At 55.5% G+C, this 26,663-nt stretch carries 31 protein-coding genes; 13 read left to right on the top strand and 18 right to left on the bottom strand.

Annotated features, from left to right (window positions below; all coding sequences use genetic code 11):
- The first annotated feature begins 88 nt into the window (after window positions 1-88).
- Window positions 89-388, top strand: a complete 300-nt coding sequence (locus tag AC07ED_RS06600) for a DUF6477 family protein (protein WP_105235069.1) — start codon at window positions 89-91, stop codon at window positions 386-388.
- Window positions 389-409: 21 nt separating this feature from the next.
- Here AC07ED_RS06600 and AC07ED_RS06595 read toward each other — a convergent pair whose 3' ends face one another.
- Window positions 410-1,960, bottom strand: coding sequence for a trimethylamine methyltransferase family protein (locus tag AC07ED_RS06595; protein WP_105235068.1), 1,551 nt, complete (start codon window positions 1,958-1,960; stop codon window positions 410-412).
- Between the two features lie 146 nt (window positions 1,961-2,106).
- On the opposite strand from AC07ED_RS06595, the gene guaA reads away from it, so the two are divergent.
- From guaA to AC07ED_RS06555, 8 genes are all read left to right on the top strand, one after another.
- A complete protein-coding gene (gene guaA, locus AC07ED_RS06590; RefSeq protein ID WP_105235067.1) occupies window positions 2,107-3,666 on the top strand; it encodes a glutamine-hydrolyzing GMP synthase in 1,560 nt (519 codons plus the stop codon).
- Window positions 3,663-3,950, top strand: a complete 288-nt coding sequence (locus AC07ED_RS06585) for a putative quinol monooxygenase (protein ID WP_105235066.1) — start codon at window positions 3,663-3,665, stop codon at window positions 3,948-3,950. Before guaA ends, AC07ED_RS06585 begins: the two co-directional genes overlap by 4 nt.
- Before the next feature lie 235 nt (window positions 3,951-4,185).
- Window positions 4,186-5,373, top strand: a complete 1,188-nt coding sequence (locus AC07ED_RS06580; RefSeq protein WP_105235065.1) for an OmpP1/FadL family transporter — start codon at window positions 4,186-4,188, stop codon at window positions 5,371-5,373.
- Window positions 5,374-5,471: 98 nt separating this feature from the next.
- Window positions 5,472-6,371 (top strand): DMT family transporter, encoded by a 900-nt coding sequence (locus AC07ED_RS06575; protein WP_245918151.1) that lies wholly within the window; start codon window positions 5,472-5,474, stop codon window positions 6,369-6,371.
- Window positions 6,372-6,394: 23 nt separating this feature from the next.
- Window positions 6,395-7,258, top strand: coding sequence for an ATPase (locus tag AC07ED_RS06570; protein WP_105235063.1), 864 nt, complete (start codon window positions 6,395-6,397; stop codon window positions 7,256-7,258).
- A gap of 42 nt (window positions 7,259-7,300) precedes the next feature.
- On the top strand, window positions 7,301-8,224 hold the full coding sequence (locus AC07ED_RS06565; RefSeq protein WP_105235062.1) for a homoserine O-succinyltransferase: 924 nt from the start codon (window positions 7,301-7,303) through the stop codon (window positions 8,222-8,224).
- 89 nt (window positions 8,225-8,313) lie between these two features.
- Complete coding sequence (ppk2, locus tag AC07ED_RS06560; RefSeq protein WP_105235061.1) at window positions 8,314-9,183, top strand: polyphosphate kinase 2; 870 nt, start codon at window positions 8,314-8,316, stop codon at window positions 9,181-9,183.
- A complete protein-coding gene (locus tag AC07ED_RS06555) occupies window positions 9,176-9,793 on the top strand; it encodes a TetR/AcrR family transcriptional regulator (RefSeq protein WP_105235060.1) in 618 nt (205 codons plus the stop codon). Before ppk2 ends, AC07ED_RS06555 begins: the two co-directional genes overlap by 8 nt.
- 56 nt (window positions 9,794-9,849) lie before the next feature.
- Here the strand turns inward: AC07ED_RS06555 and rpsI are convergent, their stop codons facing one another.
- From rpsI to AC07ED_RS06540, 3 genes are all read right to left on the bottom strand, one after another.
- Window positions 9,850-10,329 (bottom strand): 30S ribosomal protein S9, encoded by a 480-nt coding sequence (gene rpsI, locus AC07ED_RS06550; protein WP_067545105.1) that lies wholly within the window; start codon window positions 10,327-10,329, stop codon window positions 9,850-9,852.
- 3 nt (window positions 10,330-10,332) lie between these two features.
- Window positions 10,333-10,791: a 50S ribosomal protein L13 gene (gene rplM / locus AC07ED_RS06545; RefSeq protein WP_067545108.1), complete on the bottom strand. Its 459-nt coding sequence runs from the start codon at window positions 10,789-10,791 to the stop codon at window positions 10,333-10,335.
- Between the two features lie 150 nt (window positions 10,792-10,941).
- Window positions 10,942-12,318, bottom strand: coding sequence for an aminotransferase-like domain-containing protein (locus AC07ED_RS06540; protein WP_245918150.1), 1,377 nt, complete (start codon window positions 12,316-12,318; stop codon window positions 10,942-10,944).
- Between the two features lie 90 nt (window positions 12,319-12,408).
- Here AC07ED_RS06540 and AC07ED_RS06535 point away from each other — a divergent pair, with 90 nt between their 5' ends.
- Window positions 12,409-12,636 (top strand): DUF1127 domain-containing protein, encoded by a 228-nt coding sequence (locus AC07ED_RS06535; RefSeq protein ID WP_478241979.1) that lies wholly within the window; start codon window positions 12,409-12,411, stop codon window positions 12,634-12,636.
- Window positions 12,637-12,681: 45 nt separating this feature from the next.
- On the opposite strand, the gene AC07ED_RS06530 is transcribed toward AC07ED_RS06535, so the two are convergent.
- Window positions 12,682-13,101 carry a PaaI family thioesterase gene (locus AC07ED_RS06530; RefSeq protein WP_105235058.1) on the bottom strand — a complete coding sequence of 140 codons (420 nt, stop codon included), beginning with the start codon at window positions 13,099-13,101 and terminating at the stop codon, window positions 12,682-12,684.
- A gap of 57 nt (window positions 13,102-13,158) precedes the next feature.
- On the opposite strand from AC07ED_RS06530, the gene AC07ED_RS06525 reads away from it, so the two are divergent.
- Complete coding sequence (locus tag AC07ED_RS06525; protein WP_105235057.1) at window positions 13,159-13,947, top strand: enoyl-CoA hydratase; 789 nt, start codon at window positions 13,159-13,161, stop codon at window positions 13,945-13,947.
- Here the strand turns inward: AC07ED_RS06525 and AC07ED_RS06520 are convergent.
- The 3 genes from AC07ED_RS06520 to AC07ED_RS06510 are packed head-to-tail and all read right to left on the bottom strand — an operon-like array spanning window position 13,938 to window position 17,361.
- Window positions 13,938-15,407 (bottom strand): carboxypeptidase M32, encoded by a 1,470-nt coding sequence (locus tag AC07ED_RS06520; RefSeq protein WP_105235056.1) that lies wholly within the window; start codon window positions 15,405-15,407, stop codon window positions 13,938-13,940. The two genes, AC07ED_RS06525 and AC07ED_RS06520, sit on opposite strands and share 10 nt — an antisense overlap.
- 1 nt (window position 15,408) lies before the next feature.
- Window positions 15,409-16,563: a heme A synthase gene (gene ctaA, locus AC07ED_RS06515; RefSeq protein ID WP_105235055.1), complete on the bottom strand. Its 1,155-nt coding sequence runs from the start codon at window positions 16,561-16,563 to the stop codon at window positions 15,409-15,411.
- A gap of 57 nt (window positions 16,564-16,620) precedes the next feature.
- The gene (locus tag AC07ED_RS06510; RefSeq protein ID WP_105235054.1) at window positions 16,621-17,361 is read right to left on the bottom strand and encodes an RNA methyltransferase; all 741 of its coding nucleotides are present in this window, start codon (window positions 17,359-17,361) and stop codon (window positions 16,621-16,623) included.
- A 140-nt stretch (window positions 17,362-17,501) separates the two neighbouring features.
- Here AC07ED_RS06510 and AC07ED_RS06505 point away from each other — a divergent pair, with 140 nt between their 5' ends.
- On the top strand, window positions 17,502-18,125 hold the full coding sequence (locus AC07ED_RS06505) for a thiamine phosphate synthase (RefSeq protein ID WP_105236346.1): 624 nt from the start codon (window positions 17,502-17,504) through the stop codon (window positions 18,123-18,125).
- A gap of 1 nt (window position 18,126) precedes the next feature.
- Here AC07ED_RS06505 and olsA read toward each other — a convergent pair whose 3' ends face one another.
- The 3 genes from olsA to AC07ED_RS06490 form a co-directional block, all read right to left on the bottom strand.
- Window positions 18,127-18,963 (bottom strand): lyso-ornithine lipid O-acyltransferase, encoded by an 837-nt coding sequence (gene olsA / locus AC07ED_RS06500; RefSeq protein WP_105235053.1) that lies wholly within the window; start codon window positions 18,961-18,963, stop codon window positions 18,127-18,129.
- Window positions 18,960-19,727 carry an L-ornithine N(alpha)-acyltransferase gene (gene olsB / locus AC07ED_RS06495; RefSeq protein ID WP_105235052.1) on the bottom strand — a complete coding sequence of 256 codons (768 nt, stop codon included), beginning with the start codon at window positions 19,725-19,727 and terminating at the stop codon, window positions 18,960-18,962. The genes olsA and olsB overlap by 4 nt, the downstream gene beginning before the upstream one ends.
- 111 nt (window positions 19,728-19,838) lie before the next feature.
- Window positions 19,839-20,024: a DUF3553 domain-containing protein gene (locus AC07ED_RS06490; protein WP_105235051.1), complete on the bottom strand. Its 186-nt coding sequence runs from the start codon at window positions 20,022-20,024 to the stop codon at window positions 19,839-19,841.
- A 20-nt stretch (window positions 20,025-20,044) separates the two neighbouring features.
- Between AC07ED_RS06490 and AC07ED_RS06485 the strand changes: the two genes are divergently transcribed.
- On the top strand, window positions 20,045-20,626 hold the full coding sequence (locus AC07ED_RS06485; protein WP_105235050.1) for a histidine phosphotransferase family protein: 582 nt from the start codon (window positions 20,045-20,047) through the stop codon (window positions 20,624-20,626).
- Here AC07ED_RS06485 and AC07ED_RS06480 read toward each other — a convergent pair.
- The 7 genes from AC07ED_RS06480 to AC07ED_RS06450 all read right to left on the bottom strand — a co-directional run bounded on the left by AC07ED_RS06480 (window position 20,623) and on the right by AC07ED_RS06450 (window position 26,652).
- Window positions 20,623-21,879 (bottom strand): glutamate-5-semialdehyde dehydrogenase, encoded by a 1,257-nt coding sequence (locus AC07ED_RS06480; RefSeq protein WP_105235049.1) that lies wholly within the window; start codon window positions 21,877-21,879, stop codon window positions 20,623-20,625. The genes AC07ED_RS06485 and AC07ED_RS06480 overlap by 4 nt on opposite strands.
- A 14-nt stretch (window positions 21,880-21,893) precedes the next feature.
- Window positions 21,894-23,003 carry a glutamate 5-kinase gene (gene proB / locus AC07ED_RS06475; RefSeq protein WP_105235048.1) on the bottom strand — a complete coding sequence of 370 codons (1,110 nt, stop codon included), beginning with the start codon at window positions 23,001-23,003 and terminating at the stop codon, window positions 21,894-21,896.
- A complete protein-coding gene (gene obgE / locus AC07ED_RS06470) occupies window positions 22,991-24,028 on the bottom strand; it encodes a GTPase ObgE (protein ID WP_105235047.1) in 1,038 nt (345 codons plus the stop codon). The genes proB and obgE overlap by 13 nt, the downstream gene beginning before the upstream one ends.
- Window positions 24,029-24,110: 82 nt before the next feature.
- Window positions 24,111-24,650, bottom strand: coding sequence for a GNAT family N-acetyltransferase (locus AC07ED_RS06465; protein WP_105235046.1), 540 nt, complete (start codon window positions 24,648-24,650; stop codon window positions 24,111-24,113).
- Window positions 24,651-24,789: 139 nt separating this feature from the next.
- On the bottom strand, window positions 24,790-25,059 hold the full coding sequence (rpmA, locus tag AC07ED_RS06460; RefSeq protein ID WP_067545143.1) for a 50S ribosomal protein L27: 270 nt from the start codon (window positions 25,057-25,059) through the stop codon (window positions 24,790-24,792).
- 20 nt (window positions 25,060-25,079) lie between these two features.
- On the bottom strand, window positions 25,080-25,667 hold the full coding sequence (locus AC07ED_RS06455) for a 50S ribosomal protein L21 (protein WP_105235045.1): 588 nt from the start codon (window positions 25,665-25,667) through the stop codon (window positions 25,080-25,082).
- 160 nt (window positions 25,668-25,827) lie between these two features.
- A complete protein-coding gene (locus tag AC07ED_RS06450; protein ID WP_105235044.1) occupies window positions 25,828-26,652 on the bottom strand; it encodes a DUF2059 domain-containing protein in 825 nt (274 codons plus the stop codon).
- Between the last annotated feature and the right edge of the window lie 11 nt (window positions 26,653-26,663).

Here is a 26,663-nt window from a genome sequence, read left to right as displayed (position 1 = left end):
GCAGGACCGAACGCTGAAATTCGAACACACGCAACACGGGAAAACCTGTGTCAGGATATTCCAAATTCTGATGCGAAAGGACTGACCGATGTTGGATATCTTTGGAATGGTTGCGGCGCTTAATCGTCCGTCGCTTTTGGTGCGGACGGCGCGATTTGGAGTGGATGATTACAAACGATCAATCCACCTGCCCCGCATTTTGCGCAGCCCATCATTGCCTAAATGCGCAGAGGCTTTGGTCAAACTTTTGGAGCTAGAGCGGAGGATGAATGATCATCGGCTTGCCGCACGGGCCGAGTATTCGATTGCAAAGCACGTCGAGGTTCTGATTGCGATCATGGCCGAAGCACGCGACCTGCGTGCCAATGCAAAACCCCGCAGCGTTTGAAGCGCTGCGGGGCTGATGGTCTTAGGTAAAGCTGTCAGGCATCGACGCTTTCTTGTTCGCGACATACTCGCGAAGCGCGCTTTCGATAGCTGGATCGAGAACCGGTTGACGGTAGTTTTCGATCATCTTTTCGACGCGATTGGCAGCGAGTGCACGGGTGTCACGTGCGCCTTCTTCGTCCCAAGTCTCAAACGGCTTGTAGTCAAAGAGGTCAGAGCGCCAGAACGCAGTCTGGAAGTTCGCCTGAGTGTGGGCGCAGCCAAGGTAATGACCGCCAGGGCCGACTTCGCGGATCGCATCCATCGCTTGGCCGTTTTCGGACATATCGATGCCGCGAGCCAGACCATGCAGAGCGCCGAGCTGATCAGCGTCCATCACGAACTTTTCGAAGTCTGCAACAAGACCGCCTTCGAGCCAACCACAAGCGTGAAGCATGAAGTTCACGCCAGCCATGAGGCCCATGTTCAGCGAGTTCGCAGTTTCATAAGCTGCCTGAGCGTCAGGCAGTTTCGAACCACAGAACGAACCAGCAGAACGATACGGCAGGTTCAGACGACGTGCGAGCTGACCAGCACCGTAGGTGATCAGAGCGGCCTCAGGTGTACCAAAGGTCGGAGCGCCCGACCCCATGTCGATCGAGGTCACGAACGCACCAAAGATCACTGGCGCGCCTTTGCGGACCAGCTGGCTATAAGCCACGCCTGCCAGAACTTCGGCCAGAACCTGGGTCAGCGTGCCAGCAACCGAAACCGGAGCCATTGCGCCGCCAACGATGAACGGCGAGATGATGCAGGCTTGGTTGTTGCGAGCGTAAACTTCGAGTGCACCCATCATGATGCTGTCGAAAGTCATCGGCGAGTTGATGTTGATGAGCGAGGTCATCACGGTGTTTTCCTGGACGAACTCTTTGCCGAACAGGATTTCACACATCTCAACCGAATCTTGCGCACGGCTCGGTTCGGTCACAGAACCCATGAACGGTTTGTCCGACAGGGTCATGTGCGCCAAAAGCATGTCGAGGTGACGCTTGTTCACCGGAATATCGGTCGGTTCGCAAACGGTGCCGCCTGAGTGGTGAAGCCATTTGGACATATAGCCCAGTTTCACGAACTTCTCAAAGTCAGCCATGGTCGCGTAACGACGACCACCGTTGCTGTCGCGTACGAATGGCGGGCCATAAACCGGAGCCAGAACGAGGTTCTTGCCACCAACTTCAACGTTGCGCTCGGGGTTACGAGCGTGCTGAATGAATTTCGACGGAGCGGTTTTGCACAATTCACGAGCAAGGCCGCGGGGAATACGAACGCGTTCGCCCTGAACATCTGCGCCTGCTGCTTTCCACAGTTCGAGAGCTTCAGGGTTATCGACAAAGTTTACGCCAACTTCAGCGAGAATCGTTTCGGCGTTCTTCTCGATGATTTCCAGTGCCTCGTCGTTCAGAACTTCGAGGTTAGGAATGTTGCGTTCGATGTATTTTGCCGTTTCGACGCTGACGGCAGACCGTTCCGCACGACGGGCAGCACCGCCACCCCCACGTCCACGACGACCACGAGCCTCTGCAACATCCGACATATTTATCCCTCCGGTAGGTGTTTGACGTTCAATACCGCGCCAAAAACACACGAGGTGCGGATTTTGCGTCCTATCGGGGGCAAAAGCGACATTTCCCTATCGACAATACGCTTGCGGTTTAGCGGCCGCGGCCCTATTCCGCAGGCATGACCCAGCATCAACGCCTCCTTATCATCGACTTCGGTTCTCAGGTGACGCAGCTGATCGCGCGCCGCCTGCGTGAGCTGAAGGTTTACTGCGAAATCCACCCCTATCAGTCGGTCACCGCTGAAACCATTCGTGAGCTCGCTCCGAAGGCTGTGATCCTCTCTGGTGGTCCTGACAGCGTGACGCGCGATGGCTCTCCCCGCGCGCCGCAAGAACTCTTTGACATGGGCCTGCCGATCTTTGGTATCTGCTACGGCCAACAAGTTATGATGGAACAGCTCGGCGGTAAGGTCGAAGCTGGACACCACGCTGAATATGGGCGTGCTTTTGTAACACCTGCTGAGGGTCACAAAGGCGACGGGATCTTTGCTGGTCTCTTTGGCGAAGGCAAAGAACAGGTTTGGATGTCGCACGGCGACCGCGTCACAAAGCTCGCCCCTGGGTTTGAGGTCATCGGTGTTTCGCCGAACGCCCCTCTTGCTATGGTCGCGGATGAAGCGCGCAAGTTCTACGCTGTGCAGTTCCACCCCGAGGTGCACCACACCCCGAACGGCGCCAAGATGCTGGAAAACTTTGTCAAAATGGCTGGGTTCACTGGCGATTGGACAATGGCGTCGTACCGTCAGGAAATGATCGAAAAAATCCGCGCCCAAGTCGGTGACAAACAAGTCATCTGTGCTCTGTCGGGCGGCGTCGATTCTTCGGTCACGGGTATTCTCTTGCACGAAGCGATTGGCGACCAGCTGACCTGTGTGTTCGTGGACCACGGTTTGCTGCGCCTGAACGAGGCTGAACAGGTCGTCGCGATGTTCCGTGACAACTACAACCTGAACCTCATTCATGCGGACGAAAGCGAGCTGTTCCTTGGCGAACTCGAAGGCATTTCCGATCCTGAGGTGAAGCGCAAAACCATCGGTAAGCTCTTTATCGACGTGTTCCAGAAATACGCGGACCAGATCGAAGGCGCAGAGTTCCTTGCCCAAGGCACGCTTTATCCGGACGTGATCGAATCCGTGTCCTTCTCGGGCGGCCCTTCGGTCACCATCAAATCGCACCACAACGTGGGCGGCCTACCTGAAAAGATGGGCCTGAAACTGGTCGAACCGCTGCGTGAGTTGTTCAAAGACGAGGTTCGCGCACTTGGACGCGAACTCGGACTGCCAGACAGCTTTATCGGTCGTCACCCCTTCCCTGGTCCGGGGCTCGCGATCCGCTGCCCAGGCGAGATCACCCGCGAAAAGCTGGAGATCCTACGCAAAGCGGATGCCGTCTACATCGACCAGATCCGCAAGCACGGTCTGTATGATGAAATCTGGCAAGCCTTTGCTGCGATCCTTCCGATGCGCACCGTGGGCGTTATGGGCGATGGACGCACCTACGACTACGCGGTTGCAATCCGCGCTGTGACGTCAGTCGACGGTATGACGGCGGACACCTATCCGTTCACGCAGGAATTCCTCGGCGAAACAATGACCCGCATCATCAACGAGGTGAAAGGCGTGAACCGCGTGTTCTACGACCTCACGTCCAAGCCTCCGGGAACGATCGAGCTAGAATGATCGAACTCACGGGATACATAGATGTCCCCGAAGGGCGGCGCGAGGCAATCGCGGCCGCCCTTCCGCTTCATATCGAACTTAGCCGCGCTGAAACGGGCTGTGTGGGGTTCGATGTAACTCCTGATCCCGAGGTTGCAGGCCGTTACAACGTGTCCGAACTCTTTACCGATCGTCAAAGTTTTGATGCGCATCAGGCGCGGGTAAAAGCCTCAGCGTGGGGTGAAATCTCGGCTGGCATTCCGCGTGAATATGCAATCCACGAACGGCCTGATCTCAAAAAATAAAGTAAACTGAACGGTTTATTTGATGCGGTGCCGCAACAGATTTGACCAACTGTCAAATTATCCGCGCGCCTATCCGTCTGTTAATCTTCCGTTTACCACGTCCCCTGTTACCTTAAGTCATGAAAAACATCTTACGCGGCGTCAGAATTGACCGATCAACTTTCGGTTAGCTAACGTTCACGTCATGGGAGAAGGAGACCGTCAGCTTACGTGACGGTAATCAGGGATCAAAAACATGAAAAAGTTTACAGGCGCAGGCATCGCCCTGCTACTCGGCACCACCGCAGCCTACGCAGGCGGCATGGACCGTTCCGGCCAGAGCATCACCGCTCTGTTCGAAGAAGGCACCTACGCAGAGATTTCGTTCGGGTCGGTGAGCCCGGATGTGTCGGGAGTTTATACCTTGGCTCCTTTGCCTTCGGGCAATATCGCACCCGATTATACAACGTTTGGTCTGGCGTTTAAAACAGACGTGAATGACAAAGTATCTTTGGCTTTCATCATGGATCAGCCGTTCGGAGCTAATGTTGACTATTCAACCGCTGGTTACCCACTTGCGGGAACGTCAGCAGAAGTGACCTCATCGTCAATTACACTGCTCGGTCAGTACCAAATCAATGACAACGCTAGCGTTTATGCTGGCCCACGCATTGTGAGTGTAGAGGGTCAATATCGAGCAGCAAAATTAGGTGTCGAAGCTTATTCAGCAGGTTATGAAAAATCGTCCGAGATGGGATATGTCGTCGGTGCGGCATACGAAATCCCAGAGATTGCGCTTCGTGCAGCTGTAACCTATTCTTCAGAAATGAGTTTTGCTCTAAATGGCAGTGGATACGGCGCAGCAGAGGTCCCAAACCCTACGTTTGATAGTAACCTACCTGAATCGCCTACGAACCCAAGAACTGTTGCCGTGCCTTTCGGAACTGCTGTTGGTAATCTTACAGCAACCACACCACAAACTGTTAACCTAGACTTCCAAACTGGGGTTGCTGCGAATACACTTGCGATCGCTTCTATTCGTTGGGCTGATTGGTCCGAAGCTACTATTGATGACAGTGTCGCTGGTAACCTTACCGATTTTGGGAATAAGGATACCTACACTTATACAATTGGCCTTGGGCGGAAATTCTCTGATAATTTCTCTGGTTTGATTTCCGTTGGCTATGAAAAAGCCGCAGGAGATTACACAGGGAACCTTTCGCCGACCGATGGGTACACAAGCCTCTCTCTTGGTGGCGCGTACACATTTGATAACGGTATGGAGTTGTCGGGAGGCATCCGTCGGGTCTGGGTTGGTGATGCGACATCCTATTCACCTGTCTCCACCACCACACCAGCTCCTGGTAACTTGACTACGCCATTTGGCAACTTCTCCGACAACTCGGTTACCGCCATCGGTCTGAAGCTGGCATACAACTACTAATCCCAGCCGATAAATTCCCAAAGCCCCGCCATTGTGCGGGGCTTTTTTGTGTGGTTTTGTCTTTTTGATCAAATATTGAGGCGCCGATGACTCCGCAGATGCGACTATCACCTAAGGCATGGGGTATGATCCTTATTTTGGCGCTGATTTGGGCGGGATCGTTCCTTGCCAATCGCGCGGCGCTTGAGAGCATCGGCGTTTACACGACGGTCGCGTTTCGGGTCACGGGCGGGGCGATGGTGCTCTGGGTATGGATTTATCTAGGTGGCGCTAAGGTGCCCAAACAGGCCCGATATATCCCGATATTCCTGATGCATGGGCTCCTGAATAACGCCCTGCCCTTTACCCTCATTGTTTGGGGGCAACAGTTTATTGACAGTGGCTTGGCGAGTATTCTTAATGCAACTACTGCGCTTTTTACGGTGCTGTTGGTGCCCATTTTCTTTGCGGATGAGCGCCTCACTCTGAACCGTTTGATCGGTGTGCTGATCGGCTTTGGCGGTGTCGTCGTTGTGATCGGGTTCGACGCGTTTCGGAACCTGAACCTCAGCGCGTTGGGGCAATGGGCGATCCTTGGTGCGTCACTGTCTTATGCACTGTCGGCTATCATCTCTCGCCGCACATTGCGCGGGCTCCAGCCTGAGGTTGCGAGTGCAGGCATGCTGACGGGTGCTGGCCTCATAATGATCCCCCTCGCCTTGTGGACGGACGGCGTGCCTGACTTTGCCTACAGTGGTCGCAGTATCGTAGCGGTTCTCTATCTCGCGATCATGGCGAGCGCGGTGGCCTATCGGCTTTACTATATAGTCCTCACGACCGCGGGCGCTGGCAACCTGAGCCTCGTGACGCTTCTAATCATCCCCTTTGCGATCTGCCTAGGTGCCTTGGTTTACGGAGAAACACTGGACTGGCACGCCTATGTGGGCTTTATGGTGCTGACGCTGGGGTTGGTCGTTCTTGACGGGCGGCTGCCGATCGGCAAAACCCCAAAGCAATAAGCCCGATCAACGAACCAGACACCATGATTTACGAAACCGCAGACGATTGGCGCAACGCGCCCAACAAACACATCCTCCTGTTTGGCATGTCCGGACTGGGCAAGACATATGTGTCTAACCTTCTGCGGGATCAGGGGGAGTGGTTCCATTACAGCGTCGATTACCGCATCGGCACGCGTTACATGGGCGAATACATCGCCGACAACGCAAAGGCCGAGGCAATGAAGGTACCGTTCTTACGGGACCTCCTGATGTCGGATTCGATTTACATCGGATCAAACATCACGTTCGAGAACCTGTCGCCTGTGGCCTCTTACCTCGGCAAACCTGGTGATCCGAACAAAGGTGGTGTACCGATTGACGAATACCGCCGCCGTCAGGATCAATTCCGCCGCGCCGAAATCGACGCCCTGATGGACACGAGCTATTTCATCCGCCGTGCGCAGTCTCTTTATGGCTATCCGAATTTCATTTGCGATACGGGTGGATCGATCTGCGAATGGGTTGATCCGGATGACGCGAATGATCCGATCATGACCGCGCTGGCCAAAGAATGCCTCTGTGTATGGATCGAGGGCTCTGACGCGCATATCGATGAACTTTGCCGTCGGTTCGACAAAGCGCCAAAACCGATGTCCTATCAGCCAGAGTTTCTGACCAAGGCTTGGGCCGACTATCTGGCTGAAAAATCAGTGTCGCCTGACGACGTGAACCCCGATGATTTCATCCGCTGGACCTACCGCAAGGCTCTCGACCATCGTCAGCCGCGGTATCGCGCCATGGCTAATCGCTGGGGCATTACGGTGAAGGCTGAAGATATCTACGCCGTCCGCTCTGCCGGAGATTTCCAAGAGCTGATCGCCCGCACCCTTGAGGCTCGCGCTTAACGGGACTACATACCGCCTCTCAACACTATCAGGACCAGACCAATGCCTATTAAACTCCCCGCCAACCTTCCTGCCTTCGACGTTCTGACGAACGAAGGTGTGATGGTCATGTCGGATGAGCGGGCAGCAAAACAGGACATCCGTCCTCTACGGTTTGGGCTGTTGAACCTGATGCCCAAGAAAATCCAGACTGAGAACCAGTTTGCGCGTCTGTTGGGGGCAACCCCGATTCAGATCGAACTCTCGCTGATCCGGATGTCAGAGCACGAGACGCGCAATACCGCCGCCGAACACATGGCCGAGTTTTACCGCCCCTTCCAAGAAGTGAAGGCCAGCGGCGAGAAATTCGACGGCTTGATCATCACAGGCGCACCCATCGAACACCTTCCGTTCGAAGAGGTAACTTATTGGGATGAGTTGAAAGAGGTCTTTGAGTGGACCCAAACCAGCGTCCAATCCACCTTTGGCGTATGCTGGGGTGGTATGGCGATGATCAACTATTTCCACGGTGTGCAGAAACACATCCTGTCGGATAAGGCTTTCGGCTGCGTACGTCATACCAATTGTCAGCCCGCCTCGCCGTACCTGCGTGGGTTCTCGGACGATCTGGTGATGCCGGTAAGCCGCTGGACCGAAATGCGCCGTGATGAAATTGAACCGATCGATGGGCTCAATATACTTCTCGATAGCGCAGAAACGGGACCTGCATTGGTCGAAGATCCTGCGCATCGCGCGCTCTATATCTTTAACCACTTCGAATACGACAGTGGGACGCTCAAAGAAGAATATGACCGCGATGTTGCAGCTGGCAAGCCTATCAACGTGCCTGCGAACTACTATCCCGACAATGATCCGTCGCGGGCGCCGCAGAACCGTTGGCGGAGCCATGCTCACCTGCTGTATGGCAACTGGATCAATGAGGTCTATCAGTCGACGCCATATGATCTGAACGACATTGGCAATTAATCCAAAGGCGGTCCCTGTGGCCGCCTTTTTTGTGTCGATTGAACTACGCCGCCTTGCTCGCCATAGTGGTTCAAAAGACGGAGCAAGACATGGAACTACCCTTCGACGGAGCCATCAGCGCATTTTTCAAAAACGACGCCCCCAAAGAGGTGCGCAAAGCCATTGAAACCGCTGAGAAAAACGCAATTCTAGACGCCTCTTTTCCTTACGATGAGGAAATGAAGAAAAAGGACTACGAGGACGAGATGGAAGCCCTCCAGATCGAACTCGTCCGTTTGCAGAACGCGATTAAGGAAAACGGTGATCGGATCGCCATCGTGTTCGAAGGGCGCGATGCCGCGGGCAAAGGTGGCACCATCAAACGGTTCCGCGAAAATCTGAATCCCCGTGGCGCGCGTGTGGTTGCGCTCTCTAAACCGACCGAGGTTGAGTCCGGTCAATGGTATTTCCAGCGCTACGTTGAACAACTGCCGACCGCTGGCGAAATCGTGTTCTTTGATCGCAGTTGGTATAATCGTGGCGTCGTCGAAAAGGTCTTTGGGTTCTGCACCGATGAGCAGCGGGACAAATGGTTCGAACAGGTTGTTCCGTTTGAACAGATGCTCGTCGACGAAGGGATCAAGCTCTTTAAAATTTGGCTGAATGTTGGTCGTGCCGCGCAGCTTCAGCGGTTCCTCGAACGTGAGAAAGACCCGCTAAAGCAATGGAAACTCTCATGGATTGACGTTGAGGGTCTAAAGAAATGGGATGAATATTCCGAGGCGATCGGTGAAACCCTGACCCGAACCCACACCGAACAGACTCCGTGGACTGTTGTTCGCTCTGACGACAAAAAACGCGCCCGATTGAATGCGATCCGTGCAGTCTTGACCCAGATCGACTATCACCGCAAAGACACGAACAACATCGGGCAGATTGACCCGAAAATCGCAGGCGGTCCTGACATCTGGAATGGTTAAACGCGGCTATCATCACGGAAACCTGCGCAGTGCGTTGGTCGACGCCTGTCTCAAGCTGATTGAGGAACGGGGGCCGACAGGCTTTACCCTGTCCGAGGCCGCCCGTGAGGCAGGTGTAACCCCTGCTGCCGTTTACCGTCACTTTGACGGTCGCGAAGCGCTGATCGCGGAAGCAGCCCGTCAAGGGTATGAGATTTTCGGCGACCTGATGGAGCACGCCTATAATAAAGGTCAGCCTACCGCGCTGGCTGCGTTTGAAACGACGGGTCGTGCCTACCTCGCTTTTGCGCGGAAATTCCCCGGCCACTACATCGCGATGTTCGAAAGCGGCGTATCGATCCAGCGTGATCCTGCGCTTGCTGCGGCTTCAAAGCGAGCGTTGGGTGTGATGGAGAAGGCCGCCGAAGACCTGAGCCAACACATCCCCGCTGACCGCCGTCCGCCGCCTCAGATGTTCAGCGCACATATCTGGGCCATGAGCCACGGCGTTGTTGAGCTATTCGCGAGGGGGTCCCCTGGGACCAAATCACCCTTCCCGCCTGAGGACCTGCTCGAAACTGGCATTGGGGTCTATTTGCGCGGTCTGGGACTTCTACCGCCTGACAGCTGACACAAATGAAAAAGGGCACCCGAGGGTGCCCTTTTCCGTAAGTCGCAAGAAACGAATTAACGCTTCGAGAACTGGAACGAACGACGAGCTTTACGCTTACCGTATTTCTTACGTTCAACAACGCGGCTGTCGCGGGTCAGGAAGCCAGCAGCTTTCAGAGCACCACGGAGCGACGGATCGTACAGCTGGAGAGCCTTGGAGATACCGTGCTTAACAGCGCCAGCCTGACCAGTCAGGCCGCCACCTTTAACGGTCGCCATTACGTCGAACTGGCCTTCAACGCCAGCGATCTGGAACGGCTGACGCAGGATCAGCTGAAGAACCGGACGAGCGAAGTAAACAGCCATTTCTTTGCCGTTTACGATCACTTTGCCGGAACCCGGTTTAACCCATACGCGAGCGACAGCGTCTTTACGCTTGCCGGTTGCGTAGGAACGGCCCAGTTCGTCGCGAACAGGTTCACGCGGTGCGTCTACTTCTACAGCGGTGCCAGCGGCTGCTGCGAGATCTTCGAGCGAGTTGATTTGATCGGCCATCGATTAGACCCTCGTGTTTTTCTTGTTCATCGACTTAACGTCGAGAACTTCAGGCTTCTGAGCTTCCATGCCGTGTTCGGCACCAGCGAAGACGCGCAGGTGGGTCATTTGCTTGCGCGACAGACGGTTGCCCGGCAGCATGCGCTTAACAGCTTGCATGACGACGCGCTCGGGGTGTGCACCCTCGAGGATCTGACCGGTGGTGCGGGACTTGATGCCGCCCGGGTGGCCAGTGTGCCAGTAGTTCGGCTTTTCGCGTTTGTTACCAGTCAGCTGAACTTTGTCAGCGTTGATAACGATCACGTTGTCACCCATGTCCATGTGGGGGGTGAAGGACGGCTTGTGCTTACCGCGCAAGCGCATGGCGATGATCGAAGCAAGACGGCCCAGAACAACGCCTTCAGCGTCGATCAGGATCCATTTTTTATCGATATCTGCCGGAGTAGCAGAGAAGGTTTTCATATTACACCATTGCTGGTTGGGGGCATTACGGCCCCGTTCATTCGGATGGGCGGGTTATATAGGCCGCGAAAATCCAGTCAACAGCAATTTACACGAAATAAATACGTAAAATCAGTTACTTAAAATTAAGGTATTATTTTACCCCACGATTTAGACCGTAATTCTCTCGGGTGGATGGTCCAAAAGTTCTCTGAGCCCCCTTAGGGCCGTCTCAAACCGTTCGATAGCGATTCCACCGTTCAGGGCAATCCGCACCGTTTGAACCCGCCGCCCGTCGCGCGGCCCGAACTCTTCGGCGGATTTGAGGAAGATACCCTGTGCCTCAGAGCTTCGGCAAAATTCACCGCTGCGCCACCCATCAGGGAGTTCGAGCCAGATGAATGGCACGTTCTCTTGCCACCGCACTTTATATCCACCGAGAACGTTTAGCGCCATGCGCATACGGTCCGCCATGTGCGCACGTGTCGATTTCAAAATCGCAGGCATTTCGGGGTGGTTCTGGACATAGGCATAAACCGAGGTAATCGCAGTTGGTACGCCGAAGGAGTTAAACGTCACCGAGCGGATAAACGCGTTAAGGTGTCCTTCGGGCGGTACAACGAACCCGATCCGAAGGGCCGCAGAGATCGATTTAGACGGAGATGTCGTATACCACGCCAGTTCGGGCACATATTGGCGATAGCTCGGCCCGATGAACGGACCATTGCGATAGCTGTCGTCGTCGATGATGTGGACACCATAGCGGCGGCAAAGCTCTGCAATTTCTTGGCGCCGTTTAAGCGAGGTCGTCATCGCGGTTGGGTTCATCACATCGGAACAGGTCGCGTAAACCTGAACGCCGTGGTCGATCACCAGCCGTTCAAATTTATCGAGCCGAGGCCCCTCCTCATCCCATTCGACCGAAACGGTCGGCGCACGGCAGAGTTCCGCTGCACGACGGAAACCTGCATAGGTGAGCTCATCGACCATCACGACGGGCGACGATCCTTTGAGAACCGTCTGTAAGATCATGACGATCGAATGCTGACCGCCGTGAGTGATAACCACGTTGTCAGGAGAGAACTTGCCAATCGGAAAATCTTTGCTCGCGTTATAAAAGGCCACATGCGCATCCCGATGGTTCTGACGCACGGGATAGCGAAGCAGTAATTCAGAGGCAGCTGTATCGGCGTATCTGTGAAACCCGTCCCGAATAAGGTCTGTCTGACCAAGGTCAGGAAGTCGCGGACTAAGCAGCGTCGCCCCCATATCGGTGACTTCTTCGAATTGTACCACTTTCTGCTCTGGTACAAATGTCCCACGCCCTACCGCAGCATCAAGGAAACCCGCATCAACAAGGTTCTTATATGCCCGCGCTACAGTCCCAGGGGTGACCTTGGCCTGCCACGCTAAGTCACGGACAGGTGGCAATTTATCACCGCTTTTTAGCGTGCCACCCCGCACCGCCTGACGAATGGCGACCTCAATCGCGCGATATTTCGGTCCGTCGGCTTGTGTTAGATCGGGTAGCCAAATTGTATCGGTCACAATGTATTCCTCGACACGCATAGCGTGGTTTTGTATCGATTATATACGGCACATTGCCACATTGTATCAATACAAGTAAAGAGAAAGATGATGACACTGGTATCCCACCTCCTCCCGCTGAACACGATGATTATTCCTGCGCCCACGACCCTCGCGGCACGTGCGCTGGTGACCATCGCGCTCAAGGTAGAGACGTGGTCGATGCGACGCCAAACCCGTCAACATCTGCGCGACCTGCCTGAACATGTTCTGTTCGATATCGGCCTCACACGCGAGCAGGCAAAGCTTGAGGCTGCGAAATACTTTTGGAGGGCCTAATCCCCGGCTCTTCCTGTACCTGGGCGGGGACTTCCCCGCCCCTTTTTATTTCGGCGGAATAGAATAGGTCAGCGATGCACGCGCAACCGCCTGATCGCTGCCGTCAGAAAATAGCAAACAATCACCCACAGCCAAAACACGGCCCATTTTCAAAAGCCGAACATGGCACAGCAAATCACGACTTGCTTCGGGTTTGCGCATGAAATCAATGCTGCAATTCGTGGTGACGGACAGCGCCTTTGGTCCGATCATGGCGAGGATCGCCAAATAGACCGACACATCGGCCAATGCGAACATCGACGGGCCAGAGACTGTGCCACCGGGGCGCAAATGTTCTTCGCCAACGTTGAGGCGAATGACGGCTTCCATTTCATCAACGGATTCAATGGTAAACATCCCGTCCACTTGGGAAAAATCCGACGCTAAGAACTGCGTCAATGCGTCTTTGTCCATGGCCAACGGCATAGTTTCCTCCCTCGCTCGTCTGCCCTAAGGTGACCGCAGGGAAGAGGAGGAAACAAGATGGCCTTGCTAGAACGTAGCGTCACAGGTGCAGTTCTGCATCTCACGATGAATGCACCAGAAAAGCTCAACGCGCTCTCGGACGAGATGTTGGCGGAACTGCAATCGACGCTGGATGAGGTCGCGATGGACCGTTCCATTCGCGTCATCACACTGGCCGGTGCGGGTAAAGCGTTCTGCGCGGGTCATGATCTGAAACAGATGCAAGCGGGCCGCGCTGCTGCGGACGGTGGTGCGGCGTATTTCAAGGACCTATTTGATCGCTGTACGAAACTAATGCTGACCATCCAGCAAATTCCACAGCCTGTCATCGCCAAACCGCACGGCATCGCGACTGCTGCGGGCTGTCAATTGGTTGCGACCTGCGACCTCGCTATTGCTGCCGAAGGAACGCGTTTTGGCGTGAATGGCGTGAACATCGGTTTGTTCTGTTCCACCCCAATGGTCGCCCTCACCCGCAATGTTCATCGCAAACAAGCGTTCGAGATGCTCACCACCGGTAAGTTCATCAACTGTGACGAAGCCGTAGAGTATGGTCTGATCAACCGCGCTGTTCCGCATGACGACCTTGATGCGGCGGTTGATGAATTGGCCAATACCATCGCGTCAAAATTGGCGAGCGCGGTTCAGATCGGCAAACGCGCGTTCTATGATCAAGCCCAGATGACGACCCAAGACGCCTATGCCTTTGCGGGCGACGTTATGGTGCGCAATATGCTAGACCGTGACACCAACGAGGGCATCACGGCCTTTATCGAGAAACGCAAACCAGACTGGGATCAGAGCTGATACAGGTCAGAGAATTTAGCTTCGAGATAATCAAGGAGCGGAGCCTCTGTTGGCTCTGCTCCAATCGCACGACGAATCGTGTCGCGCGGTTCATAGAGGCCACCGTGCTGTTGCAGGTTGTCACGGAGCCACCCCGTCGCCGCCGCCAAATCACCCCGTGACAGATCATCATCGAGGTTAGGAACAGCCTTGCGCAATGCCGCATGTAGGTTGCCCGCATAGACGTTGCCCAGCGAATAGGTCGGGAAATATCCGAACAGGCCAACAGGCCAATGCACGTCCTGAAGAACGCCATTCGATGCCTTATCGACCGCGTAGCCAAAGTCAGCCTTGAAACGGTCGTTCCATGCAGCCTCTAGGTCGTCAATCTCTAGGTCACCGCTGATCAATGCGCGTTCGAGATCGAACCGCAGAAGAACATGCAGGTTATATTGCAACTCGTCGGCTTCAGTGCGGATGTAGCCACGGTTCACACGGTTCACGGCGGCATAAAATCCGCCCTCGTCCGCGATCCCGAAATCACCGAACGCATCGCGCATTTTACCAAAGAGCCAGCCCGTGAACGCACGGCTGCGCCCGAGTTGGTTTTCGTAAATACGGCTCTGACTTTCGTGGACGCCCATCGACACACCACCACCCAGTGGGGACAAAAGGTAGGCCTGATCAATGTTCTGTTCGTAACAGGCGTGCCCGACTTCGTGGATCGTTGAATAGAAGCAGTTAAACGGATCGTCAGCAGCCGTGCGGGTCGTGATACGAACGTCATTGCCAGACCCAGAGCTGAACGGGTGCACAGCCTTATCGATGCGGCCACGGGACATGTCGTAGCCAAAGGTTTCCGCGAGAAGTGTCGACAGTTTTAACTGTGCGACCTCATCAAATGTGCCCGTGACGCCAGCTGGCTGTGGCTGTGCCAGAACGGCCTCGCGCAGCGCAACTAGGCGTGGACGCATCGCATCAAACATCGCAACCAGATCCGCAGCTTTCGCACCGGGTTCGTAATCATCGAGCATCGCGTCATAGATATCGCCGCCATTGGCGAGCGCGGCACCCTCTTCGCGTTTCAGGCGCAGCACCTCTTTAAAGGTCGGCGCGAAGGCGGCGAAGTCATTGTTCGACCGTGCCTCCGCCCAGATGCCTTGGGATTTCGACGTGACCTTTGCGATTTCAGCGGCAAGTTTCGCAGGCACTTTCATCGCGCGATCATAGCTGCGACGGATGTGGCGCAACATGGCGGTCGCGACCTCATCCTTTGCCTTTGCGGTTGCCAGCCATTCACCGACCCGAGGGTCCGTGCGGCGCGCGTGCAGGACACCTTCAATCGCAGCGAATTCTTCACCACGTTGATCAGCCGATCCGCGTGGCATCATCGTCTCCTGATCCCAGCCCAGACGTCCCGCGATTTGAGCAAGAGCTTGGGTTTCGCGATCAAAGGCGATCAGTTCATCATAAGCAGTCATCTCACGCCTCACGAATGGATTGGGCCAACGGGTAACGCGCCAGATAACGACCACGCAGGATCAAGACCCAAAGGACGATCGCACCGATCTGGTGGGTGATCGCGACGTGGAGTTGGGCTTGATACAGCACGGTCATGATGCCGAGAACCATCTGCACCACCATCATCGCCATCACGGCGTTATAGGCAAAGCGGGTTTTACCGTTCGGCGATTTGCGCGCACGAAGCCAAACGACGATGCCATAAATGAACAACAGGTATCCCGACATCCGGTGGATGAACTGCACGAGGCCTGCGTCCTCAAAGAAGTTCCGCCACATCGGGGTCAGCTGGAAAGGATCAGGCGGTAGGAACCCATCGCCCATTAGCGGCCATGTTGGGAAGGCGCGACCTGCATCGATACCTGCAACCAACGCACCAAGGATAATTTGCAGAAATGCGAAATGCATCAGCCCTGTGCCCATGCCGAACAGTTTCGCATTTGCGGACCGACGCGCCTGCATCAAATCAGCCTCAGTGCGGCCCATCTGGAACGTAAACCACGCAGTGAACCCGAGGATCACAAAGGCAAGGCCGAGGTGCGTTGCAAGACGATAGGACGCCACATCGGTGCGGCCAATTTCTTGAGCTGTTTGGTCAAGGCCTGAATGAACCATCCACCAGCCAATAGCGCCTTGAATACCGCCAAGCACGCCCAAGAAGAACAGACGCCCTGTCCAACCTGTCGGAATGTTTTTTGTCAGCATGAAGCCAAAGAAGCCGAGCGCCCAAACAAGGCCGATAAAGCGGCCCAACTGACGATGGCCCCATTCCCACCAATAGATGAACTGGAACTCGCTTAGGCTCATGCCTTTGTTCTGCAACAGGTATTCGGGGCTCGTTTGGTATTTTTCAAACTCGACCGCCCAATCGGCTTCGTTCAGCGGCGGGATAGCCCCCATGACAGGGTTCCATTCCGTGATCGACAAACCGCTATCGGTCAAACGTGTGAGGCCACCGACGACGATCATCGACGCGACGAGCGCGAAAATCACCATGAGCCAAACGCGGATAGCACCACGTGCGCCGCGCCGTTTGGCATCAATCTGTCCCGGTGCTGCGGTTTGTTTCGGGGCTTCGCCCACGTCCTCGAACAATTTGCGCGGTGTTTGCGCCATGCCGGCCTCCTTCGATGTTGCGGGGAACCTAAGTCGCAGGAGGCATCACGGCAAGGGCTAGCCGCGGTCCTTCCAGCGGACCATCTGACGCATGATGCCATGTAGGATCTGCACATCAGGACGGGTGAGCGGCATACGGCTCCACAGGTTACGTAGATTGGTCTTCATATGAGGCGCTTTGTCCTCGGGGAAAAAGAACCCTGCCTGTTCGAGGTGCGTCTCATAATTCTCGGCCAGTTTTTCAACTTCGAGCTGGGTCGCCCATTCGTTCGGGTTATCCAGCCGTTCGTGAACAATTTCAGTCGAGGCGCGACGCCATTCATATCCCACGAGCAGCACACATTGCGCGAGGTTCAGCGACGAAAACTCTGGGTTCACAGGGACGTTAATGATCGCGTTGGCAAGAGCGATATCTTCGTTTTCCATCCCTGCCCGTTCAGGACCAAACATCACAGCGACCTTTTGGCCGTCGTTGATCCGTTTTGCGGCGTCCTGCATCGCAGCCTCTGGCGACATGACGGGTTTCGTCAAACCACGCGGTCGGGCGGTCGTGGCATAAACGTATGTGCAATCCTCAACGGCCTGAGCGGTGGTTTCATAGACCTGCGCCTCATCCAGCAAACGCCCTGCCCCAGATGCCATTGCGACCGCATTCGGGTTCGGCCACCCATCGCGCGGTGTTGTCAGGCGCATCAGATCGAGCCCAAAGTTCCACATCCCCCGCGCCGCAGCACCGATATTTTCACCCATCTGTGGGCGGATCAGAACAAAGGCGGGCTGAGGCTGGCCAGAGGGCATCGGGATCATCCTTTCAGGTTTCCTGTGCCTGATACGCAAGGCGGTTCCCCGAGACAAGCCAAAGCACCCTCTTCCTAAGGCGCAAAAGCATCGTTATATGACCACAAACCGATGTTAACGGGCCAGAATTGGGGACCATGATGACCGACGCAGCCGACCTTCCGCAGCTTTACCTCATCACACCGACCGATTTTGAACTGTCGACTTATCCAGACATCCTTGGTTCTGTCCTCGACGCCCAAGAAATCGCCTGCGTGCGTCTGACCCTCGCGACCCGCGACGAAGATCGCATTGCCCGTGCTGCGGACGCCCTGCGTTCTGTCACGATGGAACGTGACGTCGCACTCGTTATCGACACGCATATGATGCTCGTTGAACGGCTCGGCCTTGATGGTGTGCACCTGACTGACGCTGCGCGGTCGGTCAAAAAGATGCGCAAAGAACTGGGCGAAGATGCAATTATCGGCGCGTTCTGCGGCAACAGCAGCCACGACGGTATGACGGCGGGTGAATTGGGCGCCGATTACGTCAGTTTTGGCCCCGTCGGAAATAGCCCGCTGTTTTCTGGTGAAACTGCCCCGCTCGACCTGTTCCAGTGGTGGTCGCAAATGATCGAAGTACCTGTGGTCGCCGAAGGCTCTCTCGACATTGATCTGATCCGCCAACTGACGCCCTACACCGATTTCTTTGGTATTGGTGATGAGATTTGGACCAGCGACGATCCCGTTGCAGCGCTGCGCACTCTCGTCGCGGCGATGTCCTAACTCAGGCGTCGAGGATACCTGCCTCGGCCAAGGGTTTACGAACGATAACCTCTAGATCGCGAGCGAGAGCTTTGCGATCTGAGTAATCCGCGACCTTTACAGGATCATGATAAACAACGGTGACCGACCCTTGTTTTGGGGCGGTCAGAACAGCCAAAAAATGATGGCCGAAATCCATATTGCCCCACCAGCCGTATTGACGAATGTCAGCCCCTTCGGCGGAGCGGTAAACCATCGTCACAGGCTGGATGGAGAGCGTCTCTCGCATTTCATCGGCAAGGAAAGCAGCAAAGAGCGTAGGCTTGAACGGCAATAGAACGCGCCCATCCGTTGATGTCCCTTCGGGGAAGAACAGCAGTTTGTGCCCGTGCGATATGCGTTCTTGGAACTGCGTGATCTGTGCTTTGGCATCCTTGCGATCGCGACGGATAAATACCGTGCCCGTTGCCCGAGCCAGCCACCCAATGCCGGGCCAATTCGCAACCTCGGCTTTGGAGACGAAGTAGATGCGCTTGCGGGCATTCAGGATGAAAATATCCATCCAACTCACGTGGTTCGCGACCACAGCGCCCGGCCCTTTCATCGGTTCACCAATAACGCGGTAATCAATACCGATCAGGCGCAGCGTGTTCCGACAAACAAACAGCGTGATAAAGGGCGTGACAGGGCGATCCATTCCACACAGCGGGCGTTCAACCAACCGCACCAGCAAAAGAACAAATAGCCCGCCAAAGACCAATATTCCGATCAAAGGGGCCTTTATGGCAAATCGCAGCCAACCGAGCGGTGTGATTTTGATGTCAGGTGTCGGTAGCTCTGGCGACCAATTGGTGATCATCGGCGCGCACCCCGATCATAGAGCGCTTTTTGCGATGCATTGAGCCGTTCCGTGTCGAGGATCAGGCAAACATCCGTCGTGTTGAATTCATGATCAACAAAGGCCCCGTCCCCGACAAAACCGCCGATCTTCAGGTAGGCTTTGATCAGCGGAGGCACGTCACGCATGGCGGCCACGCGGTCAATCTGCGTCGGATCTATAAGGGTCATAGGCTGATAGACCTGCGACCTCACGCAAAGACCTTCGGGCGCCATATGGCGATCGGCAAGCAGCGATAAAGCGGGCGCAAGGCGTTCAATGTCCGTGCCATGGAATGATGCAACGCCAAATAGAACCTCAATCCCATGTTCGACCACGTAGTCGGACAGCGCGTTCCACATCAGCATCATACCCTGTCCACCGCGATAGTCTGCTGCGAGGCACGACCGACCGAGCTCTAGCAGTTTTCGCCCCGATGCGATCAGCCGCGTGAGGTCATATTCACTCCGCGAATAGAACCCGCCCGCAGCTTCTGCCATGTCTGACCGGAGCAACCGATAAACACCAACGACGCGTTCATGGCCCGTCTTGTTTTCGTCAATGAGCAACAGGTGATCGACAAAAGGATCGTAGTGATCCGCTTCAATCTTTGCCTCATGATCCACCATCGGACCTGTGGCACCGAGCTCTTCAACAAAGACGCGATACCGTAAATGTTGCGCCGCGCGAACGTCGTCTTCGGTCTGGGCCAGCCGAACGGTCAAACAATCAATGGTTGCGGTCATGGCTGCGTTTACGGTTAGGTCAGGGTGCACGACTTTTAGGCGGTTTGTTGCCGCAAAATCAAGGGTGGCGGCATGGTTACCTTCTGTTAACCTTTGCCGCCTATCCCCGAATTAACTTGGATCAACGGAGACCAACATCAACATGACGCGGTTGCCATCGATCACCACTTTGCCTTGGTCAGGGAAATTCACGGTCACACGGCCAGCGATATTGGACTGCACCTGCCCAACGCCCCAATCCGGCTGCCCGGGATGACGCACGAGCATTCCTGGTTCTAATACTGAATTCAAATCCATCTTTTACCTTTCGGACCGCAATGACCAACGACACAGACATCGCCGCATTGATCGGATCGCGCATTTGCCATGATCTTGTGAACCCCCTTAGCGCAATCAGCAACGGGGTGGAACTCCTCGAACTGTCGGGTGCGGCGCAAACACCAGAAATGGCGTTGATTGCTGACAGTGTCGCGGCGGCGATGGCGCGGGTAAAGCTGTTCCGCCTCGCGTTTGGTCCGTCGGATTGCGCGCAAACGATATCACGATCAGAGGTCATCACCCTGCTGAGCGATGTCTCGAAATCAGGTCGATTGAGCTTTGACTGGCAGATTGACCGAGACGTGAACCGTTCTGAGGTGCGTTTGTTGATCCTCGCCGCGCTCTGCATCGAAACTGCGACGCCACTGGGCGCTGAAGTTAAATTCAGGCAAACGTCCACAGGGTTCGACATTCACGGCAAGGGGCGAAAAATCGCAATCGACCCTGCCCTCTGGTCGTTTGAAGGCAAAGGCCTTTCAGCGGCTCAGGTGCAGTTCGCGCTCTTACCTCGTGTCGCGCAAAATTTGAACCGCACTGTCACCTATACGGCGACAGACACTGAACTAACGGTCGCGGTTTAACCGCGTACCGCGCCATCCGACGTCACAAGGTATTTAAAGCTGGTTAGCTGCTCGGCCCCAACAGGTCCACGCGCGTGCATTTTGCCTGTTGCGATACCGATCTCTGCTCCCATCCCGAATTCACCGCCGTCGGCAAATTGCGTCGACGAGTTGTGCATCAAGATCGCGCTATCGAGCCGCTCAAAGAACCGCGCCACGGCCGCCGAATCCTCGGTGATGATGCAATCGGTGTGGTTCGACCCGTATTGGCGGATATGCGCAATCGCTCCGTCAACGTCATCGACGATCTTAGCCGCGATATCCATGTCGAGGTATTCGCGGCCCCAATCGTCGTCGGTCGCGAGGTCAGTACCGTTCAGCCCCTCGCCTGCATGAACGCGAACGCCTTTGTCCATCAACGCTTGGATCAGATCAGCGCCCAGTGATTGCGCTACGTCTTTGTGGATCAGCAGACATTCCGCAGCACCACAAATCCCAGTGCGGCGGGTTTTAGCATTGAGCACGACGCGAAGCGCTTTTACGGGATCGGCATCTTTGTCGATGTAGATGTGAACGATGCCTTCGAGGTGGGCAAAGACAGGCACGCGAGCCTCGCGCTGGACGAGACCGACAAGGCCCTTGCCACCACGCGGGACGATCACGTCGATATAGTCGACAGCACGCAACATTGCGGCCACGGCCTCACGGTCACGGGTCGGGATCAGTTGGATCGCGTCTTCGGGCAGTTTCGCGGCTTTCAGGCCCGCAACCAAACATTCGTGAATAGCGCGCGATGAATGGAAACTCTCGGACCCGCCGCGCAAAATCACCGCGTTGCCCGATTTCAAACAAAGCGCGCCCGCATCAGCAGTCACGTTCGGGCGGCTTTCGTAGATGACGCCAATCACGCCCAACGGAGTACGCACACGTTTGATATGAAGGCCATTGGGCTGGTCCCATTCGGCAAGAACGGCCCCCACGGGATCCGCCTGCTCCGCAACCGACCTAAGCCCGTCAACGATACCGCGAATGCGATCTTCGTTCAGCATAAGGCGGTCCATCATCGCAGGGCTCAGACCCTTCTCGCGACCGTAGTCTAGGTCCTTAGCGTTCGCCTCAATGATCTTTGCGCGGTTGTCCCAAACAGCATAGGCCGCACCGATCAAGGCAGCGTGTTTACGTTCCGCTGACGCGTGACCGAGTTCTGCACTGGCAGCGCGGGCACGCTTACCGATATCGGCAATCATTTCTGCAATGTTTACGATATCTGTCATAGCCTTACGTCCCTTTATTGAACCACCATATCGTCCCGATGAACGAGAGCTGCGCGGCCCTTATATCCTAAAATTTCTTCAATATCGGCGCTACGCCGACCAATGATCTGGAGCGCTTCTGCGCTTGTGTATCGCGTGAGGCCAATGCCGATCGATTTACCCGCATCCGTCACAATCGCGACGGGTTCACCGCGGCCAAAGGCGCCGCGCACGATCCGAACGCCAGCGGGCAAGAGGCTTTTGCCAGCGGACAACGCCGTTTCTGCCCCTGCATCAACAACGAGTTCGCCTTTGGGCTTCATCGCGGCAATCCAGCGTTTGCGGGCCGCCTGCGGGTCGTCATGCGCGGTAAACCATGTCACCGTCGCGCCATCCTCGAGCGCACGCAATGGGTTCATCCGCGACCCCAGCGTAATCGCCATCGCACAGCCCGCTTCGGTCGCCATGCGTGCAGCGAGGAGTTTGGTAATCATGCCGCCTTTGGACAAGCCAGACACGCCGTCGCCCGCCATCGCCTCAATCTCGGGCGTGATACGGTCGATGACATCGTAACGCGTGGCCGCTGGATCGAGGTTCGGGTTGCCGTTGTAGAACCCGTCTACATCCGACAGCAGGATGAGCTGATCCGCACCGCAGGTCACGGCAACTTGGGCCGCCAAACGGTCGTTATCGCCATAGCGGATTTCATCGGTCGCAATCGTATCGTTTTCGTTCACGATCGGCGTCACGCCCAATGAAATCAGGGTTTCCATCGTGGCACGCGTGTTCAGGTAACGGCGACGATCCGCGCTATCCTCGAGCGTAACCAGCACCTGCCCCGTGTGAATGCCGTGAGGTGCCAACACCTCTTCGTAGGCACGGGCAAGTTTGATTTGCCCAACGGCTGCTGCAGCTTGGCTCTGTTCCAAGGGCAGCGGTCCACGCGGCAGACCGAGAACCTCGCGGCCAAGCGCGATAGAGCCAGAGGACACTAGCACAACATCAATGCCAGAATGACGGAGCCACGCGACATCAGTTGCCAAGGACCGTAGCCAATCAGATTTCAGCGAACCGCTATCCCGATCAACGAGAAGCGCCGAACCAATTTTGACAACAACGCGTTTTGCGCTGCTTAGGGTCGCCACGGTTCATCCTCCTGACTGGCCTCAAACTCTTCGGCATTGCGGTCATCAATCTCGCGACGCAGGGCACGCAGAACGTCTTGAACGCCTTCGTTCGAGACACCCGACATCAGCATGACAGGTTCGCCCGTCACTTTTTCGAGTTCTTCTTTGATGAACTGGCGTTCTTCTTCGTCGAGCGTATCGATTTTGTTCAAAACGGTAACGCGCGGCTTATCGGCGAGATCGCCGCCATATGCTTCGAGTTCTTCAAGAATGATCTCGTAATCTTTGATCGGATCACCTGACGAGCCGTCAACGAGGTGCAAAAGCACCGCGCAACGTTCTACGTGACCTAGGAACATATCGCCTAGACCACGTCCCTCGGACGCGCCCTCGATCAGACCTGGAATGTCTGCGACAACGAATTCGCGACCGTCAACGCCAACAACCCCAAGGTTCGGAACTAGCGTGGTGAATGGATAGTCCGCGATTTTGGGACGCGCGTTCGAGGTTGCCGCAAGGAAGGTCGATTTACCTGCGTTCGGCAGACCAACAAGACCCGCGTCCGCGATGAGCTTCAACCGCAGCCAAATCGTGCGTTCGATGCCAGCAAGACCGGGGTTCGCAGAGCGCGGCGCTTGGTTAGTAGCAGATTTAAAGTGAAGGTTGCCGAAACCGCCATTGCCGCCTTTGGCAAGGATCACACGCTGACCGACCTCGGTCATGTCCGCGATCAGGGTTTCTTCGTCTTCGTCAATAATCTCGGTTCCGACGGGAACGCGCAGAATGATATCGTCACCCGACGGACCCGTGCGTGCACGGCCCATACCGGGCGTTCCGTTTTGCGCAAAGAAGTGCTGCTGATAGCGGAAATCGATCAGGGTGTTCAGACCTTCGACCGCTTCTGCGATCACGTCACCACCGCGGCCACCGTCACCACCGTCAGGTCCACCGTATTCGATGAACTTTTCACGGCGGAACGACACGGCGCCATTCCCCCCACTACCGGAGCGAATATAAACTTTGGCAAGGTCGAGGAATTTCATCGGAACGGCTTTCAGGTTTTACAGCGCCTCGCTTATGCGATCACGCCTCATTGCTCAAGAGGGAGCCCGAAAGCCGCCCCCTTTAGCTGTTGATTTTAAGCGTATAGGTCCAAGTGGGCACAGTGGACTTACGAGCGACAGAATAGGCTTCGGCGTCACCAAGGTAGGTGAAACCGCAATTCGTCAGAACACGCGCAGAGCCAAGGTTATCTTGGAACACTTCCGCGAAGAGTGTTTTGGCACCATGTGGGTTTGCGTCAATCAGGGCTTTGACAGCGCCAGACGCGATGCCCGTGCCCCAAAACGCAGGCGCGACCCAAAAGAAGATCTCGCTCTGCCCACGGTCCATACGTTCGAGGCTCACAATACCGAGCATTTCGCCCAGGTCGGTCGCCTTACCATCAATGACCCACACGTCTTCGGTGCGATCAGCTTTGGTCGAACGGCCAATAAACGCCTCAGTCGTGCCGGGTGGCAGCGGATGTGGGATCGACCGCGTTCCACGCGCGACACGATCATCAGCGGCATACATGCTGATCAAACCAGCATCCGATTTGCGCAGCGGGCGCAAAACGAAACGGTCAGCCTGAATGGTGGGCTGTGGTGTCACTTGATCTAACATCGTTGGCTTCCTCCTAGAAACCGAGTCGGGTTTTGGCTCCTCTTCCTCACCCCAACAATGACTTAATAACAATCACTAAATAATAAAGGGGGACCGGAAAACCCGATCCCCCTAAATATCAAACCTTTAAGGTATCGGTTTACTCAGCGGCCTCCGCCACTGGGAGAACCTTTACAAAGGTGCGGCCCTTAAGACCGGTGTAGAACTTCACGTTGCCGTTTGCGGTTGCAAAGAGGGTGTGGTCTTTACCCATACCAACGCCTTCGCCAGCCCACATTTTAGTGCCGCGCTGACGAACGATGATGTTGCCTGCTACGACAACTTCACCACCGAATTTTTTTACACCAAGGCGACGACCCGCGGAGTCGCGACCGTTACGGGAGGAACCGCCTGCTTTTTTGTGTGCCATGTGTCTCTCCTATGCCTAAATTACTTAGCCAGTTCTTTGGCTTGCTCAACCCACTCGGGTTTCACTTTAACAGCCTCGAACGATGCAGCGTCAACAGCAGCCAGCTGAGCGTAGGTGGTGATACCAGCTTCGTTCAGTTTCTTAGCAGCAGCCGGACCAACGCCGGTGATTGCGGTCAGGTCGTCTGCGCCAGCAGCAGCGGCAGCCGGAGCGGCCTTTGCAGCTTTCGGAGCAGCAGCAGGTGCCGAAGCTTTCGGAGCAGAACCAGCACCGATTGCAGCTTTGACGCCCGATTTGTCTGCACCCGACTCAAGGATGTCGGTGATGCGAACGAGGGTCAGTTGCTGACGGTGACCAACGGTACGCTTCGACGAGTGCTTACGACGACGCTTAACAAAGTTGATAACCTTGTCGCCTTTGATCTGGTCGATGACTTCTGCCTGAACAGCAGCGCCTGCCACGAAGGGCGCGCCAACAGTCGAACCAACCATCAGAATTTCGTTGAACTGGATTTTTTCGCCTGCATCGGCTGCCAGTTTTTCGACACGCAGAACGTCGCCCGAAGCAACTTTGTACTGCTTGCCGCCGGTTTTGAGAACCGCAAACATAGTATCTTCCTTCATCTACCGCGTCGCTGGGGCCACTTTCGTGTTGCTGGCTATGCCGCCCGTGAACTGCGCGCCCTGTTTTGGGCTGTATTGAATCAAAAACCAGGGCAGAATCCGCCCCGGATGCGGGCTTATCGTCAGAACACTATGGAAAGTCAAGCTACAGTTCAGAAACCATCATCATTTGTGCGACCTGAAGGCCGAGGGTTCTGCTGATCTCTTCATATAAGGCCGAATAGGCATCGAAAAGGGCTCTATTCACGCCCTGCCCTGCCTCGGTCTGGGAAAACGCGATCAACGTGTCCAAATCCGCATCAGACAGCGGTTGGTAGGCCATGTTCATAAACCCATAGACCCATTCAGAGGTGCTGGACCGCAATTCGGCTTCTTGGGCCCAGACATCTGATATCAAACTCTCAGGCGACGTTTGCCCGTCCATTGCCCCGCCATCGTATAGCCCTAGCATGAACGCGTAGTTGTCGTTCAACGCGGCGCTGATGTTCTTCTCAATCAGGTCATTGACTTCGATATATGCCGTGATTTGGTCGAAACGAGGGGTGCCATGGGCATCAATCGCTGCCGCCGTCGCCGCGTCCAAAATATCGGGATCAGACACCGCTCGGCGCGCATCAACCTCTAGAAGCACCGATTGGCGACCCGGATCAGTTGCATAAAACGTCAACATCGCATCCACGTCTTGCCCTGCAAGCGACCGTTCAAAGGCGGCAAACGCGGCTTCTTCCATCTGTTGCGTGTCATAGAGTTGTGAAATCACGGTCGACCAATGATCACTCACATGCCCCATCAGCATTTCGTCCGCGATTTGACCTGCGTAATCGATACCCTCTGCCGACATAATCGCAATCACGTCAGGCTGCATCAAAGCCTCAAACAAGGCGCGTTCGGCACTTTGTGACTGCTCTGCCATGGCAGGACCAGTGATCGCCGTAAGGCAGGACACGAAAACAAACGACTTAGCGCGCATGAGACACCCTT

It is taken from the genome of Aestuarium zhoushanense, assembly GCF_056431045.1.
Note: the sequence above shows the minus strand (reverse complement) of the source record. Positions and strands in the feature narration are given on the sequence as shown.

Coding starts and splice junctions, on each gene's coding strand:
- AC07ED_RS06600 (WP_105235069.1), top strand. CDS start 89: ATGTTGGATATCTTTGGAATGGTTGCGGCGCTTAATCGTCCGTCGCTT.
- AC07ED_RS06595 (WP_105235068.1), bottom strand. CDS start 1,960: ATGTCGGATGTTGCAGAGGCTCGTGGTCGTCGTGGACGTGGGGGTGGC.
- guaA (WP_105235067.1), top strand. CDS start 2,107: ATGACCCAGCATCAACGCCTCCTTATCATCGACTTCGGTTCTCAGGTG.
- AC07ED_RS06585 (WP_105235066.1), top strand. CDS start 3,663: ATGATCGAACTCACGGGATACATAGATGTCCCCGAAGGGCGGCGCGAG.
- AC07ED_RS06580 (WP_105235065.1), top strand. CDS start 4,186: ATGAAAAAGTTTACAGGCGCAGGCATCGCCCTGCTACTCGGCACCACC.
- AC07ED_RS06575 (WP_245918151.1), top strand. CDS start 5,472: ATGCGACTATCACCTAAGGCATGGGGTATGATCCTTATTTTGGCGCTG.
- AC07ED_RS06570 (WP_105235063.1), top strand. CDS start 6,395: ATGATTTACGAAACCGCAGACGATTGGCGCAACGCGCCCAACAAACAC.
- AC07ED_RS06565 (WP_105235062.1), top strand. CDS start 7,301: ATGCCTATTAAACTCCCCGCCAACCTTCCTGCCTTCGACGTTCTGACG.
- ppk2 (WP_105235061.1), top strand. CDS start 8,314: ATGGAACTACCCTTCGACGGAGCCATCAGCGCATTTTTCAAAAACGAC.
- AC07ED_RS06555 (WP_105235060.1), top strand. CDS start 9,176: ATGGTTAAACGCGGCTATCATCACGGAAACCTGCGCAGTGCGTTGGTC.
- rpsI (WP_067545105.1), bottom strand. CDS start 10,329: ATGGCCGATCAAATCAACTCGCTCGAAGATCTCGCAGCAGCCGCTGGC.
- rplM (WP_067545108.1), bottom strand. CDS start 10,791: ATGAAAACCTTCTCTGCTACTCCGGCAGATATCGATAAAAAATGGATC.
- AC07ED_RS06535 (WP_478241979.1), top strand. CDS start 12,409: ATGACACTGGTATCCCACCTCCTCCCGCTGAACACGATGATTATTCCT.
- AC07ED_RS06530 (WP_105235058.1), bottom strand. CDS start 13,101: ATGCCGTTGGCCATGGACAAAGACGCATTGACGCAGTTCTTAGCGTCG.
- AC07ED_RS06525 (WP_105235057.1), top strand. CDS start 13,159: ATGGCCTTGCTAGAACGTAGCGTCACAGGTGCAGTTCTGCATCTCACG.
- AC07ED_RS06520 (WP_105235056.1), bottom strand. CDS start 15,407: ATGACTGCTTATGATGAACTGATCGCCTTTGATCGCGAAACCCAAGCT.
- ctaA (WP_105235055.1), bottom strand. CDS start 16,563: ATGGCGCAAACACCGCGCAAATTGTTCGAGGACGTGGGCGAAGCCCCG.
- AC07ED_RS06510 (WP_105235054.1), bottom strand. CDS start 17,361: ATGCCCTCTGGCCAGCCTCAGCCCGCCTTTGTTCTGATCCGCCCACAG.
- AC07ED_RS06505 (WP_105236346.1), top strand. CDS start 17,502: ATGACCGACGCAGCCGACCTTCCGCAGCTTTACCTCATCACACCGACC.
- olsA (WP_105235053.1), bottom strand. CDS start 18,963: ATGATCACCAATTGGTCGCCAGAGCTACCGACACCTGACATCAAAATC.
- olsB (WP_105235052.1), bottom strand. CDS start 19,727: ATGACCGCAACCATTGATTGTTTGACCGTTCGGCTGGCCCAGACCGAA.
- AC07ED_RS06490 (WP_105235051.1), bottom strand. CDS start 20,024: ATGGATTTGAATTCAGTATTAGAACCAGGAATGCTCGTGCGTCATCCC.
- AC07ED_RS06485 (WP_105235050.1), top strand. CDS start 20,045: ATGACCAACGACACAGACATCGCCGCATTGATCGGATCGCGCATTTGC.
- AC07ED_RS06480 (WP_105235049.1), bottom strand. CDS start 21,879: ATGACAGATATCGTAAACATTGCAGAAATGATTGCCGATATCGGTAAG.
- obgE (WP_105235047.1), bottom strand. CDS start 24,028: ATGAAATTCCTCGACCTTGCCAAAGTTTATATTCGCTCCGGTAGTGGG.
- AC07ED_RS06465 (WP_105235046.1), bottom strand. CDS start 24,650: ATGTTAGATCAAGTGACACCACAGCCCACCATTCAGGCTGACCGTTTC.
- rpmA (WP_067545143.1), bottom strand. CDS start 25,059: ATGGCACACAAAAAAGCAGGCGGTTCCTCCCGTAACGGTCGCGACTCC.
- AC07ED_RS06455 (WP_105235045.1), bottom strand. CDS start 25,667: ATGTTTGCGGTTCTCAAAACCGGCGGCAAGCAGTACAAAGTTGCTTCG.
- AC07ED_RS06450 (WP_105235044.1), bottom strand. CDS start 26,652: ATGCGCGCTAAGTCGTTTGTTTTCGTGTCCTGCCTTACGGCGATCACT.